General features: G+C 31.7%; 17 protein-coding genes. All 17 read right to left on the bottom strand.

What is annotated here, in order from left to right:
* Positions 1 to 148: 148 nt before the first annotated feature.
* Positions 149 to 949 carry an SDR family NAD(P)-dependent oxidoreductase gene (locus tag ACZM4J_RS10360; RefSeq protein ID WP_117999161.1) on the bottom strand — a complete coding sequence of 267 codons (801 nt, stop codon included), beginning with the start codon at positions 947 to 949 and terminating at the stop codon, positions 149 to 151.
* A 41-nt stretch (positions 950 to 990) separates the two neighbouring features.
* Entirely contained in the window at positions 991 to 1215 is a 225-nt protein-coding gene (locus tag ACZM4J_RS10365) for a hypothetical protein (RefSeq protein ID WP_489486092.1), read from the bottom strand.
* Positions 1216 to 1337: 122 nt separating this feature from the next.
* On the bottom strand, positions 1338 to 1568 hold the full coding sequence (locus tag ACZM4J_RS10370) for a hypothetical protein (protein WP_022165933.1): 231 nt from the start codon (positions 1566 to 1568) through the stop codon (positions 1338 to 1340).
* A gap of 147 nt (positions 1569 to 1715) precedes the next feature.
* Positions 1716 to 1940 carry a hypothetical protein gene (locus ACZM4J_RS10375; protein WP_022165934.1) on the bottom strand — a complete coding sequence of 75 codons (225 nt, stop codon included), beginning with the start codon at positions 1938 to 1940 and terminating at the stop codon, positions 1716 to 1718.
* 43 nt (positions 1941 to 1983) lie between these two features.
* Positions 1984 to 2301: an RNA polymerase sigma factor gene (locus ACZM4J_RS10380; protein WP_022165935.1), complete on the bottom strand. Its 318-nt coding sequence runs from the start codon at positions 2299 to 2301 to the stop codon at positions 1984 to 1986.
* 362 nt (positions 2302 to 2663) lie between these two features.
* Positions 2664 to 3572: a polyphosphate kinase gene (locus ACZM4J_RS10385; protein WP_489486116.1), complete on the bottom strand. Its 909-nt coding sequence runs from the start codon at positions 3570 to 3572 to the stop codon at positions 2664 to 2666.
* Positions 3565 to 4734 (bottom strand): polyphosphate kinase, encoded by a 1170-nt coding sequence (locus tag ACZM4J_RS10390; RefSeq protein WP_489486093.1) that lies wholly within the window; start codon positions 4732 to 4734, stop codon positions 3565 to 3567. The genes ACZM4J_RS10385 and ACZM4J_RS10390 overlap by 8 nt, the downstream gene beginning before the upstream one ends.
* A gap of 53 nt (positions 4735 to 4787) precedes the next feature.
* Positions 4788 to 5864 carry a 6-phosphofructokinase gene (locus tag ACZM4J_RS10395; protein WP_489486095.1) on the bottom strand — a complete coding sequence of 359 codons (1077 nt, stop codon included), beginning with the start codon at positions 5862 to 5864 and terminating at the stop codon, positions 4788 to 4790.
* A gap of 322 nt (positions 5865 to 6186) precedes the next feature.
* Positions 6187 to 6369, bottom strand: coding sequence for a hypothetical protein (locus ACZM4J_RS10400; protein ID WP_117999167.1), 183 nt, complete (start codon positions 6367 to 6369; stop codon positions 6187 to 6189).
* A 45-nt stretch (positions 6370 to 6414) separates the two neighbouring features.
* Positions 6415 to 7950, bottom strand: a complete 1536-nt coding sequence (locus tag ACZM4J_RS10405) for a serine/threonine-protein kinase (protein ID WP_489486097.1) — start codon at positions 7948 to 7950, stop codon at positions 6415 to 6417.
* 105 nt (positions 7951 to 8055) lie between these two features.
* Positions 8056 to 9159, bottom strand: a complete 1104-nt coding sequence (locus ACZM4J_RS10410) for a hypothetical protein (RefSeq protein ID WP_489486099.1) — start codon at positions 9157 to 9159, stop codon at positions 8056 to 8058.
* A gap of 4 nt (positions 9160 to 9163) precedes the next feature.
* Positions 9164 to 10291: a tetratricopeptide repeat protein gene (locus tag ACZM4J_RS10415; RefSeq protein WP_489486100.1), complete on the bottom strand. Its 1128-nt coding sequence runs from the start codon at positions 10289 to 10291 to the stop codon at positions 9164 to 9166.
* A 119-nt stretch (positions 10292 to 10410) separates the two neighbouring features.
* The gene (locus tag ACZM4J_RS10420; RefSeq protein ID WP_022165372.1) at positions 10411 to 10824 is read right to left on the bottom strand and encodes an MATE family efflux transporter; all 414 of its coding nucleotides are present in this window, start codon (positions 10822 to 10824) and stop codon (positions 10411 to 10413) included.
* 153 nt (positions 10825 to 10977) lie between these two features.
* Positions 10978 to 11472 carry a GNAT family N-acetyltransferase gene (locus ACZM4J_RS10425; RefSeq protein ID WP_412335542.1) on the bottom strand — a complete coding sequence of 165 codons (495 nt, stop codon included), beginning with the start codon at positions 11470 to 11472 and terminating at the stop codon, positions 10978 to 10980.
* 178 nt (positions 11473 to 11650) lie between these two features.
* Positions 11651 to 12409 carry an arginase family protein gene (locus ACZM4J_RS10430; RefSeq protein ID WP_022165370.1) on the bottom strand — a complete coding sequence of 253 codons (759 nt, stop codon included), beginning with the start codon at positions 12407 to 12409 and terminating at the stop codon, positions 11651 to 11653.
* A 32-nt stretch (positions 12410 to 12441) separates the two neighbouring features.
* Positions 12442 to 13587: an aldo/keto reductase gene (locus tag ACZM4J_RS10435; protein WP_299053626.1), complete on the bottom strand. Its 1146-nt coding sequence runs from the start codon at positions 13585 to 13587 to the stop codon at positions 12442 to 12444.
* Between the two features lie 594 nt (positions 13588 to 14181).
* A complete protein-coding gene (locus tag ACZM4J_RS10440; RefSeq protein ID WP_412335544.1) occupies positions 14182 to 14592 on the bottom strand; it encodes a peptide deformylase in 411 nt (136 codons plus the stop codon).
* Positions 14593 to 14682: the final 90 nt, after the last annotated feature.

Here is a 14682-nt window from a genome sequence, read left to right on the forward strand (position 1 = left end):
CTTCAACAACCTGCTTTTTGAATTCATAACTGTATTTTGCCATAAAAATACCGACCTCCAATCGTTAGATTTTTAGGTCTAACTTTTGGGGGTCGGTACACAAAACATGTAGCTTTTCTGTATTTATAATTATATTATTTAAAACCCTCTATGGTCTCTGTCCAAGTCCACCTTCAAGAGTGATTGTTTCACCTGTCATAAATTTAAAATCAGGCGATGCCAGCTGTATGCAGACTCTACCGATTTCTGTTTCAACATTTCCATAATGCCCCATTGGTGGCATCTTAACGTTTGCCTTAAATGCGTCAGGATATGCCTTTTCAAAATTCTCTAACTGTGCTGTCCAAGCTAAAGGACAAACAACATTTACATTAATGCCGTCAGGTCCCCATTCAGTAGCTGCAACTCTTGTAAGTCCACGAATTCCTTCCTTGGCTGCTGCATAAGCACACTGACCATAATTACCAAAAAGACCTGCACCTGATGCAAAATTAATTACAGAACCTTTTGTCTCTTTTAAGTAAGGATAACATTCCTTCATGTAATAAAATGCTGCATATAAGCCTGAGTAAACTGCCAAGTCAAACTGGTCCTTTGTGTGATCTGCCAATGTTACGCCTGATGCTGAAGCCTGAGCATTATTTATTAAAACATCTATATGTCCAAATTCTTTAATTGCTTTATCAACCACGCTCTTTACCACCGCCTCATTATCTGCTGATGCACTTATGTCCGCCTGAACCGGTAGAACTTTTATACTATATAAACGCTCTAACTCTTCCTTTGCATCTTCAAGCTTTTTAACATTACGACCGGTAAGTACAAGATTTGCACCTTCTTTTGCATATGCTGTAGCTATGCCATAACCAATTGATCCACAACTGCCATCACTTAAAACCGCTCTTCCACCACCTGTAATAATTACTGTCTTGTCTTTAAAAAATCCCATATTAACATCTCCTCTCTTTTGAAATAAATATCATTTATTGACTAATTTTTCATATTCTTTAAAGTTTCTAACAACTCTAAATCTTCTTTGGTAACTTTGATGTTAGTCTTAATAGGCGTTCCATCCTTTGGTGTTATTACAAGGTCTATAACTGTATCCTCTTTAATCTCCAAAGCTGCTCTGTTAAAAAATTTAGGCAACATAGGATGTCTGTTTGTGAATTCAGTCATTTTATTTTTTATTTTCATCATTTCTAATGGGTTCATAATACTCACAATAGCAATAAATGCTATCTCTCCTTTCAATTTTTCTAATTAATTATTATGCTCATCATCTCCTGTTTTTCATTATTAACATGGTTACATTTTCCAGGAACTGTGCAATCAACTTACATTGGACAGCTTCTACTATCTTCTCTATCCATATTTCCTTTAACATATCTACTGTTAAATTCCATGTTAATATCTCTTATTTCTCTTTTTCCATCAATGTAATCCTCATACATTTCAGCCAACCCTGACATACAGCCATCGCAATTAGCCTCAATGTTACCAAGAGATTCCTCTACAATTTTTCTTCTCTCTTCCTTTGTTGTATCTTTAATTAAATATCCTGCCATAAGTCCTTCCTTCTTCTTTAATTCCTACCGCTACAGTATACTCTCCTTTTTCCCGTCTGTAAATGTAATATAAGCACATATATAACATAAAATCGTTTTCTTTTTTCACTTTATTTAGCAAAAGAAGAAAACGATTCCATAATTTATTTATTTTTCTGTTATTTTATTGTAGTCTTCCAAAAACTCATCAACTAATTTTTGATTGTTTTTCATTTCATTAATTTTCTTTTCATACTTCTTAATAAACTTTTCGTATTTATTATTTTTAGCCTTATAGTCTGCTGCCTGTTTAATATATTTATCGTCAATAGAATTAATCATGTGTTCTGCCATTTGCTTTTTCTTTATTGATTTTTTATTTTCTTTCCTCATAATACCCATCCTTTCTCAGACAAATATTTCTTTAACCTTGTCCTTAGTCTGTGCAAATGAACTGTGACATAATTTTTAAATCATAATAACTGTTTCTTTTCTTTGCTGTATTGGTGTGATATTTTTTCAGGGCAAGATTTTTTGTAATTCTGAAAACATACGCACATAAAGGATTGGGCTTGTTTGGCGGTACCCGATTCCACACTGCAAGGAAGGTATCATTAACACATTCTTCTGCATCTTCTCTACTTACCAATTTCATAGCAATGTTCATGCAAGGCTTTTCGTATTTTTCTTTTAGAACTTTTAAGGCTTCTTCTGACCTGTTAAAAAGATCTTTAATTATTCTTTCGTCTTTCACTTTTTACTTCCTTCACCTTATACTACGAAATTGATCTGTATTATTACACTTGATTTTAAAATGTTATACTATGGGTATTGGATTTCTAATTGTCAATTATAACATAAAACTTATTATATAAATTTCCCATGTTTGCATATATAGACGTAGTGTTTCTCTCTTTGAACCGACAAATTCAAAACATGTAGCCATGTTACAACTTCACAATAAACCTCCAAAAAGTTAAATTTTTAGGTTTAACTTTTTTGTGGTTGCTGTAACACAACTACATTTTTGTTTTCAATTATTTACTTTATTCGATTGCAAAAATTATTTATATAATTTTACATAATATAATAATAGAAAATGTAAATTTTAAAAAATTATTCTATTTTACCATAAGCTTCTTCAAAGAAATACTCCTGAGAATCTATTAATGTTTCACCCTCTGTAATTTCAGGTCTGTAGTATTTGCCATCAGATTTCATGTATCTGCCCTTAATATTGTCCTGAAGCATTATGCCAAACATTTTGCTAACTCTCTTTTTTATGTTTTCATCATAAATTGGAGCTGCCACTTCAACACGTCTCACAGTGTTTCTTGTCATTAAGTCTGCTGATGAAATGTATATTTTTCTGTCATCTTCAGTTCCAAAAATATATATTCTTGAATGTTCTAAGTATCTGCCAACAATACTTTTTACAGTTATGTTTTCTGTATATCCCTTAACTCCTGCAATTAAGCAACAGATGCCTCTAATAACCAAGTCGATTTTTACACCTTTCTGTGATGCTTCAATTAACTTTTCAATAAGGACTTTGTCTGTTAAGGAATTAAATTTCATACCAATGTATCCTTCTTTGCCCTCTTCAACTTTTTTAATTTCTCCATCAATTAAATCTGCAATTTTATTTTGCATGCATTTAGGAGATACAAGAAGATGTTTTGTTTTTTCCATAACCTCTTCCATACAGATTTTGTTAAACACTTTGCCAACTTCTTTTGCTATTTCTTCATTGGCTGTCATTAATGATAAATCTGTATAAAGTTTTGAAGTTTTTTCGTTGTAATTGCCTGTTCCAATCTGACTAATATGTTTTACCTTGTTGTCTTTTGTGTAAGTAATCAGGCATATTTTTGAATGTACTTTTGTGTGGTCAATTCCATAGATAATTCGACAACCTGCATCCTCCATTCTTCTTGACCACTCTATGTTGTTTTGCTCATCAAATCTTGCACGCAACTCAACCATTACAACAACTTCTTTTCCATGTTCTGCGGCATCAATCAGCGCTTCTACTACCTGTGAGTTTTTTAGCCACTCTGTATAATGTCATTTTGATGGAAGCTACATTTTCGTTATGGGCAGCCTCTTTTAGCAAATTAATAAAAGATGTCATACTCTCAAAGGGATAGCTTAAAAGAATATCCTTGTTTTCAATTTGTTCCATCATTGACTTATTTTCATCTATGTTTTTAGAAATCTGTGGCACTCTTCTTTTGAAAAACAGTTCACGATTATTTCTGAGAATATCCTGTATTTTAAATACAAAAGATAAATCAAGTGGTGCCTTGGAATAAAATGTCTGTTTTTTGTTTAAGCCTAATTCCTTACACAGACTTTTAATAACCTTTTCATCTAAAACTCTTGAATATTCCATTCTTATAGGACAAAGTTTCTTTCTCATCCTAATTAATTCTTCCATTGACTCTCTATAACTAATGTCTTCGTCTGCAAAAATTTCATCAATATCAATATCTGCGTTTCTTGTTATTCTTATTAAAGACTTACTTTCCACATTATAGTTTTCGAAAATCTGTGGCATAAAGTGCAGAATAACTTCTTCTATTAACATGTATTTGTTTTTGTTTGGGAACACCTGTATTAATCTGCTAAACATTGAACCACCACATGGTACAATACATATTTTTTCTCTGTTTTTGTTTGAAACTAAGGCTACTGCATAAATCTCCTGATTATTTAAAAAAGGAAAAGGATGTTTCTTTCCAATTATTTGTGGAGAAAGTAATGGCATTACATTAGTTCTAAAATAATATTCCATATACTGTGTTTCTTCTTTTCTTAATTTATCAAACCCTACAACCTGAATATTATATGGCTTAAGTTTATCTATAAGTTTATCGTAAACTCTGTCCTTTTTCTTTAAAAGTTCTTTTGTATTTTTATAAATACTTTCTAATTGTTCACTGGAGGTCATGTAAGTTTTGTTCTCTCTTTTCTTGTCAGAAATTAGCATCTGATCATAAATTGAGCCAACTCTTACTCTGAAAAACTCATCCAGGTTAGTTGAAAATATATTAACAAAAGTTAATCTTTCACATAAAGGTACTCTTTCATCTTCTGCTTCCTCTAAAACTCTTTCGTTGAATTTTAACCATGATAACTCTCTATTGTCATAACATGGAAGCACTGTATTCTTATTTTCTTTCATATTACTTCTTCTTTCATTTTTTATAATAATTTTTATTTTGAAAATTCTTTCAATTAATCTCCTAAGCATATTCCCATCATTCTCACTTGTTTTACAATTTCATCATTTGGATTAACTCTCTTCGTCTTTTCCACAGCTACACTTAATGGCACACTGGAAATTTCGTTATTTACAACAGCCACCATTTTTCCATATTCTTTATTTAAAATTAGTTCTGCGCCCTTTGCCCCAAGTCTTGAGGTTAGAACTTTGTCGTAGGCACATGGACTGCCACCTCTTTGAATATGACCAGGAACTACTGCCCTAATTTCCCTGTTTATCTTTTCGCTTAATTTTTTCTCTAAATACACTGCTGCTGATGTATAATTTTCCGCAGCACGTTTCTGTTTTAACTCTTTCTTAGTTAGTTTACTTTCTTCTTTAGATATAATTCCCTCTGCTGCCGCAATAATAATGTGGCGTCTTCCCTCGTCTAATTTCTTATTGATAAAATCAACTATTTTATCAATTGAATAAGGAATTTCAGGTATCAAAATAATGTCTGCCTCACCGGCAATTCCTGAATAAAGAGTTAAAAAGCCTGCTTTGTTTCCCATTATTTCGTCAATAATAATTCTCTTGTGTGACTTGGCTGTTGTATGCAGTTCTTCAAGCGTTCTGGTTGCTATATCAATTGCTGACTGAAAACCAAAAGTCATTTCTGTCCCGTTAATGTCATTATCAATTGTTTTTGGTAAAGTCACCACGTTTAACCCCTGCTCACTTAAAAGATTTGCTGTTTTGTGGGAACCATTTCCACCTAACACAACAAGGCAATCTAAATCCATATTTTTATAATTTTTAATCATGGACTGTACCTTTGTAACGCCATTTTCATCTGCATCATTTATTCTTTTAAATGGCTGTCTTGAGTTGCCAAGTATGGACCCACCCATATTAAGAATGCCTTCAAATTCCTCAGGTTTCATTTTTTTGTAATCACCATTAATCAAGCCTGTATAGCCTTCTAAAATTCCGTATATCTCTAATTTCTCCTTGCAATTGAAATTAAGAGCTTTTACCAAGCCATACATTGCTCCATTTAAGCCCTGGCAATCACCACCACTTGTAAGTATTCCTACCCTCATCACTTCTCCTCCTTAATATTTCTTTTCACAAATATTTTGTATTATTAATACATTGTTTTAATTGTATTTTTTCTCTGTAAATATTTGTGTCATTTAAAGTAAAATTCACGTTAAGTTTAAACTGTCTATTGATTATTCTATTCATATTATTAATAAACATTCTAAAATAATTACATTCTTCGCACCGAGCGCATATTGCTTTAGCAACATTTTTCCTTTTGCACGAGTGTGCATAAAAAAAACGATAACCCGACGCATATATCGCTTACGAGTTATCGTTTTTTATTATGTATATGTTCTTGTCTGCAAAAACACACCTTACTTATTACTTATCATTTTTCCTACTTGAGCTAACTATAGCATAAGCTACAATTGCCATTGAGCAACCAAATGCCAAACCGAAGGCTAATCCTACAATTAAACTTTTTAAAACAATTGCAAAAACAACTGCCCATATTAAAGCCATGGCTAATGCTATCATAATTACTATTGTTAAACTTTTCTTCATTGTAACCCTCCTAATTCAGAGTAATCTAAATCATAAATAATATCTTTACTCTACCACATTTTCAAAGTCAATTGCACTGTCTTTTTTCTGACTGGCTGGTTTATTTGTTGTATTAACTTTCTTTGATGACGGTTGTGCTGACTTATTTGTGTATGTGTTATTTGATTTTGTTGAAGGCATGGCTGTTACTTCTTGTGTTGTCTTCTCTGAAGCTACCTGCCTTTTCTTCTTTCGCTTTTTCTTAGTAGTTTTCTGTACTTCTGTTGTCTGGCTAACTTTTGTTGTCTCAATATTTGATTCTGTATCTTTTGCAGAAGATTCCATAACTGTACTCTCTTTTATTACTATTGATTTCTCAGTAGTTGTTATGGCTATATTTTTCTCAGAAGTATTTTTAGAATTTGTACAACTGCTAAGATACACAATTAAAAACAACAATATTGCCACACCGATAACACCAGCTATAATTAACCATTTTCTTTTGTTATTCTTTTTAGATATTATAACGCTTTCATCCATGGTTAAGCCCTGCTCCTGAAAACTGATGCTGTTATAGTCTTTTCCCATTAAGTTCTGAACTAACAGATGTTCCTTTTCGTTTTCGATTTTGTTATTATCAGCAAAAACCGGCTCAAAACCAATTTGTCTACTCAACTGTTTTTCGCTTAATTTTGATTTTGCCACAATTAAGTCCTTTTCAATGGCAACTGCACTTTGATATCTTTCGTCAGATTTTGAAACAGCTTTTTTTATTATCTTTGCAATACTATCCGGAGCCTCCAATGGATTTGGGAGTTTATCATACTGCATTCTTTTGTAAAACGCCTTATCTTCATCTTCCCTTGTATATTCCTTTGGGTACTCAGGATAATATGGAAAACGCTTTTTGTTAAATAGATAATACATTAAAATTCCTAACGAATATATATCTACAGTATTGTCATATTTACTTTTGCCAATATAAATTTCAGGAGCAATATAATTAGGTGTTCCTTTTATGGTATGTGCCATTGTTGCGTTAGTAATGTTTTTTGATACCCCAAAATCACCTAGTTTAAACGCTCCATCCTTAGAAACAAATATGTTACTTAGCTTAATATCCCTGTGAACAATATTGTTCTTATGACAAATAGCAAGTCCGTTTGCTATACCAATCCCAATATTAAGTCCATCTTCTACAGTAATATTATTTTGCTGTAGCCATTTATTAAGCGGTGTAAGAAGTTCCATTAAAATATATATGTTATACCTATACTCACCTATTTGTTCTACGTCGTTTTCATAATAGGAAACGATATTATGATTGTCCTTCTCCGATATAAGTGAAAAAACTCTTATCTCAGTAACTACACGATTAAGTTCTTTTTCAAAATATGCATTTGTCTTGTCTTTGTCTCCACCCATGGAGTTTAATATTTCAAGGTATTCATCATCCTTTGGTAATGTAATTACTTTTAAAGCTCTTGTAGTCTTTCCTACAATGTTGCTTCTCTCAACTTTATATACATCGCCAAATCCACCTGAACCTATTTTTTCTATTACATTGTATCCTAATATTGTTCTGCCTAAAATAGAATCCATTATTGTCTCCCATTTTTATTTTTTATCGTAATTGCTGTACTATCTCATATTTTTTATTTATAAATATTCTAATCACAAAATACCTTATTAATTTCCATATAAATTTTAATTGTCTTTACCAATAAACAATTTTAAAATTCCATAATCTTCCTTATCCATTTCAAGTTTTCTTAAAGTATCGCTTATGTAATACTGCATATCTTTTTCAATTTCATCTGAATTTTTTAACCCTGTTAATTCTTTTAAAAGATGTGAACACTGTTCCTTAATTTGTGGGTTATTGCTGTAACTGGTAACTAACGACATATGATTTGTCTGATATTCAGGATTAGAAATATCTATGTTAGATAGTACATAAAGTATTATACACTCTATTTTGTCCTTTGGGCATAGTTTTTCCATATTTGCATAATCAAGCAACTGATTGATTTCAACATAAGACATATTAAGTTTTATTCCTAATGCAATTAACCTTTGTCTGTTAGGTACTTCCCCCCAATTTTTCAAATTAGAAATCATTTTTTCAAATCCCTTATCCAGATTTTCGGCTTTTACAAGGCTATGATAGGAACCGCCAAAATTTTCAGCCTTTATATATGCTTCAATGTAGTCCACCAACTTGTAATAACTGTTAATATATTCAACTTCATTTTCCCTTATAAATGAGACCAGTTCATTCTCATTTTTCAGACTTACTAATTTTTCTTCTACTTCAAAGGTTTCATTTTGAGAATTAGCCAAATACTTTCTTCTGTTTTTTGTTTTTAAAATATCTAAAAATTTTCCCTTAAGTGTAGTGCAATATTCATAGGGATTAATGCTCTCTTCTTTTGGATAGTGTGAAATTACATAAATACATATAGCATCTTCTAATGATTTTGAATATAGTCTAGGATATTTTCCATATCGCTGTAACATATAATTAATTTCCTGTAAATTAAACCTTAACCCCATGCCAAGTTTTATGAAGCTTTCCCTTGATTTTGGCACTTTATTATTTTTTATCCAGGATTTTATTGTATTTTTACTAAAGCCACATTTTTTTCCTAACTTTTCATAAGACAATCCCCTTGATAACATTATATTATTTATATAATCTCTCCATTTTGAATAGTATGGACTGTATGCATTTAATATTTCTTTTAACTCATCTACTTCTTCACAATTTATAACTTTATAGTACATCTCAGTAGTATTTATATGTTCCATTTTGTCACCCTTTTTCATTTGCTTTTTGCATGATTAAACGTTTGTACATTCTTTCTGCTACTTTATCCCCGTATTTCATGGCTTTTTTATACCAATACAATGCCTGTTCTATATCGACTTTGCCCTTTTTTCCTGTTTGGTACATTATTGCAAGATTTAAGCATGCCACACTATCTTTTTGTTTTGCTGAGATTTTCAAAAGTTCTTCTGCCTTTTCAATACTCTTATCTACCTGTATTCCCTTTTGATAAAAATACGCCATATTATTAAGTGCTTTTGTGTATTTTTTTGTGGCTGATTTTTCATACCAGTATTTTGCTTTACTTATACTTCTTGGTACAGCTTTTCCATGTTCGTACATATAGCCAACAATATATTGCGCCTTTTTATCACCCTTTTTGGCTTTCTTTAAATTATTCTCATATTTGTTTTTATTCTTTTCTTCTTCTTTTTCACAAGATTTAATTTCCCTTAGACAAAACTGTCTAAACATTTCTATATTTTCTTCCAATAACGGAATATTAACATCAATATTTAAACCTTTTGCAATATTTTTTCCAATATATGCAAGTTCATAAGCTTCATTATTAGTCGCCATTTGATTTTTTACCAAATCAAATAACAAGAGCTTTCCTTTACCGTTTTCGTTAATACATAATTCTTCATTATTGATGTATATATTTAAATTGCTGTATTTATTTTTCACATACACTATGGTATCGCAAATGTCAGCAAGCAAATTAAATAAACATATCTTTTTCTGTTCTTCTGTCTTGTTAGAAAGAATTATTTTTCCATCTAAAATCATGTCAATAATTGAATTAACATTCTCTGTAATTATATAGATTAATTTTCCATTATCAACTATTTCTTCTTCAATTGTTTCACACTGAATTAAATCTTCATTAAATCTGCTATCATTATATAAATTATAAATTTCTGCCTGTAATTTAAAATCTTTTTCTTCCAAATAAATAGCTATCAGTGAATAGAATCCGTCAAAGTTATCGCTGGATTTCTTTACAGTATATACAATAGCACCACTATTCCACATACTTTTTTCCACTAATTCTAAATTATTATCTTGAATATAATCCATTGTTTTCTGTTCTAGAAGATATTGAAATTCCATATTGCTTCCTCTTATCTTTATGCAAATTTAATGACATACTACCAGCAATTCTAAAGTATTATAACACATGCACTTATTGCTTTTTTTCACAAACTGACCTTTATTTACGAAATTTCAAGTTAGTCTTTGCCACAATCATAACCGCTGTAAATGTAATCACTTCTGATGACAGAAATGATATCCACACTCCCTTTTAAAAGTTGTTTAACATTTTTAGTTTCTTTTCTACCATAACACTGACTAATTAACGGCTGACTGCCCTGCGCCAAACCATTAAAAATAGAAATAGTAACTATAGCCAAATTGGCAATTACTCCGTACGCAGCCACACCAATATTCCCTGCAATGTTTAAAAGCAACATGTTAAACACTACTGTTATAACTGCTGATGATATTTCGCTTACGAAAGCTGAAATTCCTAATTTACAGCAGGAAACCAGATGGGTAAATGATAATCTTTTTATTTTAAATTCTACCTGAAAATAGCCTGCTATTCCACATAATGCTGCAGACAGAAACATTGTTCTTACCATAAAGATTCCAACTGAAGTAAATCTTTAACATATACCATACCTATATTTTTCTCCTAATTTCTAACATAACCAATATTGTTATATTGCAATATTTTCTCAGTCCATGTACATTCTTTGCATTTAGCAACTAACTGTAATTTTTCATTAAATTATCTAAACAAGTTCGTGATAATATGGGCAAATATCCTCGTAATGTCCATCCTTCATTCTAAAACCTTTTGGTATTACACCTAACTGAGTAAAACCAAGTCTTTCATATAAATGTCTTGCATGGGTATTAGTTGCAACAACAGCGTTAAACTGTAACACTCCATATCCCTTGTTCTTACCCTGCTTCAAACAATCAAGCACCAGCTTTTCCCCTATATGTAGCCCTCTTGATTCTTTACTAACAGCATAGCTAGCATTACAGATATGTCCACAACGTCCCACATTATTAGGATGCAAAATATACAAGCCATACACTTTTCCTGTATCCTTATCCTCCGCCACTGCACTGTAAGTCTGCGAGTCAAAAAATTCTTTTCCTGTATCCTTATTTAATAATTCTTCCTGTGGAAATGCAATTCCATCTTCTACAACCTGATTCCAAATTTCAATCATTGCTTCTAAATCATTCTGGTTATATTCTCTTATGAGTATGTTCATTTGTTCTGCCTCCTAACTCAAAATGAATGTCATCATTTTTAACTCTTAAGTCACAATCTATGTTGCAAGCTTTTCTGCTCATTTTATCAAAATATATAATACAGTTTTTCTCCAACCTAAATTTTAATTATTATTTTCAACTGTTTTACCACTTTAATTGCGACATATCAAATAAGTTTTATTTTCTATATTTTCTAATGTATTGGTATAGCTCGATATTAGTTTTTGAATTTTTCTCCTCTGCCTCTATGTATTCAGGAAAAGGCAACCCACTCTGGCATTCTCCACATATATCGATTCCAATAATCTTTTTGTCTTTAATAAAAAACTGTAAAAGATGCTCAAGCATATCAAGTGGCATGTGGCCCTGACTCCAATTTGTTTCAATATAATTTTTATCCAGAATATCTTTATCAATTGAAATGTAAAAAGGTACATCTGTTATTATTTTGCTAAGCTTATCTTTTCCTCTGCCACTCCTAAGTTCTTCTGCTGAAAAAGTTATAAGTTTTTCGCGATTCCTAATATGAATTTGCTCTATGTCATTTTCAGTTGCACCTACCAGAATCAATTGAACAAGATTTTTATTTTCATTAATAACCTGCGCTGCCCAGTCTCCACAACTGGTCATTTTGTTAATCATCGGTTCCTGCATATCGGTATGATGATCATACAGAACTAATGAAAAGGGCTTCATTATTCTGTCTGTATTTATTTTTGTTATGTAATGAAAATTACCTGAATCAATAAAATGTATCCCATGAATTCCATACTGCTCTGTTCTTTTCTTTATTTCTATTTCAGCAGCCTTGGAGCAATAAAGGTCACAGCCTTCAATGTCCGAACAATCAATTAGGCTTATACCACTTTCTTGTTGTATGTCCTCATCAATATATACATGTGTAAAATCTAAAATGTAATTTTTGCTTCTAATCAATGTTAAACGCCCCCTTACAAGCAAATGTGATTCTAGCAACCAAATAGTTTTGCTGTTTTCTCCATTCTTTCTGCGATTTTTACTCCAAATGGACAACGTACTTCACAAGCATGACAAGCAATACATTCAGATGCTTTATGTTCAAGAAGTTCATAATGTGATTGTACTGTTGCAGGCACCTCTGGTTGCATTGTCGCCAAATCATAAAATTTGTTAATCATTGCAATATCTAAATTCGCCACACAAGGCTTGCAATGTCCACAGTATGTACATTCTCCTTTGTATGAATGGAACGGAGCATTGGCGATTACTGATGCATAGTCTTTTTCCTGCTCTGTAGCTGTTTCATATGCCAAAGCATCATCTACCTGTTCTTTTGTGTCATAGCCGCACATAATAGATGCTGTTGCAGGTCTGGTTAATGCATAATGAATACACTGAACAGGTGTTAAACTTACTCCAAAAGGAGAACGTTTTTCGTCAAATAGTCTACCGCCTGCGTAACCTTTCATAACTGTGATTCCAACATTATTCTGTTCACATATTTTGTATAACTTTGCACGCTCAGGGTCAATTCCTTTAAGGTTGTTATCAAATTCTTCTGCAAACATTGTGTCAATATCTTCGCTTGCAGGTAACATGTCAAATGCCGGATTTATACTAAATAAAATCATCTCAACATACCCTGACTGTGCTGCTTTTATGGCAACTTTAGGGTTATGGGAACTCATGCCAATGTGATGTATTATGTTCTTTTCTTTTAACTCCATTACATAATCCATATAATCTGAATGCTGAATCTGTTCCCATTCTTCTTCTGAATCTATGTAATGTATCATGCCAATATCAATATAATCTGTTTGAAGTCTTTTAAGTAAATCTTCAAAAGCCGGTCGAACATATTTCATGTCTCTTGTTCTAAAATACTGTTCATCTTTCCAGGTAGAACCAATATGTCCCTGAATAAACCAGTCACTTCTATTATCCTTGATACCTTTTCCAATAATGTCTCTTGATTTTGGATCTGCCATCCAGCAGTCAAGAATATTAATTCCTTTAGAAGATGCATATTTAATTAATTCGATTCCCTCTTCTTCTGGGTGTCGTTCTAACCATTCACCACCAAACCCGATTTCACTTACGTCAAGTCCTGTCTTTCCTAACTTACGCGTTTTCATTTTATCACTCTCACTTTCATATTAATTGAAATTTGTCTTCACGTTAATATGTAATACTTAATCCTATAGTTAATTTACATTAGAAATATTGAACCGTCAACTTTTGAGGTATCATATCAACGTGTTAGTTGTGGTATTGCTATTGCGTGGGATACTTATTGTTATTGTGGGGGCTTGTTATTGTGCGGAAAAATTTTTGTATTGAATTGTTATTGTGAGGGATACTTTTTGTTGTTGAATTGTTATTTTAAAACATATTTTGTATTGTAGAAATCTGTTTTTTTAGGAAATACACCCTTTTGACTTGTTTTTGACTAAAAGGGGTGTACTTTTGGGAATTATCTTTGTTTTTTCAATTTCATACTTGGAAAAATACATCCTTTTTGCTTGTTTTTTGCTAAAAGGGGTGTACTTTTGGGAATTATCTTTGTTTTTAAAAATTTTCTGCTTGGAAAAATACATCCCTTTTGCTTGTTTTTTGCTAAAAGGGGTGTACTTTTGGGGAATTATCTTTGTTTTGTTAATTTCATACTTGGAAAAATACATCCCTTTTGCTTGTTTTTGCCTAAAAAGGGTGTACTTTTGAAAAAATTTCTAAATAACCACTCCATTACAGTGGTCGATTTCATGTTGAATAATCTGTGCTGTAAAACCTGTATACTTGTCATGTTTTTTATTAAAGTTTGAATCTAAATAATCAACTTCAATTTCTTCATATCTTATACAAGGTCGTATACCATCCAAAGAAAGACATCCCTCTTCCGTTTTGTACTCTCCTGATTTCTTTGTAATTACAGGATTTATCATTGCAAATTGAAATGGTCCTGTTGCCACAACTATTATTGATTTATTAACTCCTATCATATTAGCTGCCATACCAACGCAGGTTTCTCTATTAGCCTTAAGTGTATCTAATAAATCTGTTATAACTTGTTTATCTGCCTCTGTGGCACTTTGTGCTTTTCTTGCAAAAATCTGTTTGCCTTTTATAATCTTTTTAACCATACAATATTACCTGTCCTTTATATATTATTTTCTATCCTTTGGTGCATAATATTTTCTATTATTTACTGTATATCTTATTCTGCCCTTTGT

The organism is Eubacterium sp., assembly GCF_057858645.1.

Coding starts and splice junctions, on each gene's coding strand:
- ACZM4J_RS10360 (WP_117999161.1), bottom strand. CDS start 949: ATGGGATTTTTTAAAGACAAGACAGTAATTATTACAGGTGGTGGAAGA.
- ACZM4J_RS10365 (WP_489486092.1), bottom strand. CDS start 1,215: ATGAACCCATTAGAAATGATGAAAATAAAAAATAAAATGACTGAATTC.
- ACZM4J_RS10370 (WP_022165933.1), bottom strand. CDS start 1,568: ATGGCAGGATATTTAATTAAAGATACAACAAAGGAAGAGAGAAGAAAA.
- ACZM4J_RS10375 (WP_022165934.1), bottom strand. CDS start 1,940: ATGAGGAAAGAAAATAAAAAATCAATAAAGAAAAAGCAAATGGCAGAA.
- ACZM4J_RS10390 (WP_489486093.1), bottom strand. CDS start 4,734: ATGAAAGAAAATAAGAATACAGTGCTTCCATGTTATGACAATAGAGAG.
- ACZM4J_RS10400 (WP_117999167.1), bottom strand. CDS start 6,369: ATGAAGAAAAGTTTAACAATAGTAATTATGATAGCATTAGCCATGGCT.
- ACZM4J_RS10405 (WP_489486097.1), bottom strand. CDS start 7,950: ATGGATTCTATTTTAGGCAGAACAATATTAGGATACAATGTAATAGAA.
- ACZM4J_RS10410 (WP_489486099.1), bottom strand. CDS start 9,159: ATGGAACATATAAATACTACTGAGATGTACTATAAAGTTATAAATTGT.
- ACZM4J_RS10415 (WP_489486100.1), bottom strand. CDS start 10,291: ATGGAATTTCAATATCTTCTAGAACAGAAAACAATGGATTATATTCAA.
- ACZM4J_RS10420 (WP_022165372.1), bottom strand. CDS start 10,824: ATGGTAAGAACAATGTTTCTGTCTGCAGCATTATGTGGAATAGCAGGC.
- ACZM4J_RS10425 (WP_412335542.1), bottom strand. CDS start 11,472: ATGAACATACTCATAAGAGAATATAACCAGAATGATTTAGAAGCAATG.
- ACZM4J_RS10435 (WP_299053626.1), bottom strand. CDS start 13,587: ATGAAAACGCGTAAGTTAGGAAAGACAGGACTTGACGTAAGTGAAATC.
- ACZM4J_RS10440 (WP_412335544.1), bottom strand. CDS start 14,592: ATGGTTAAAAAGATTATAAAAGGCAAACAGATTTTTGCAAGAAAAGCA.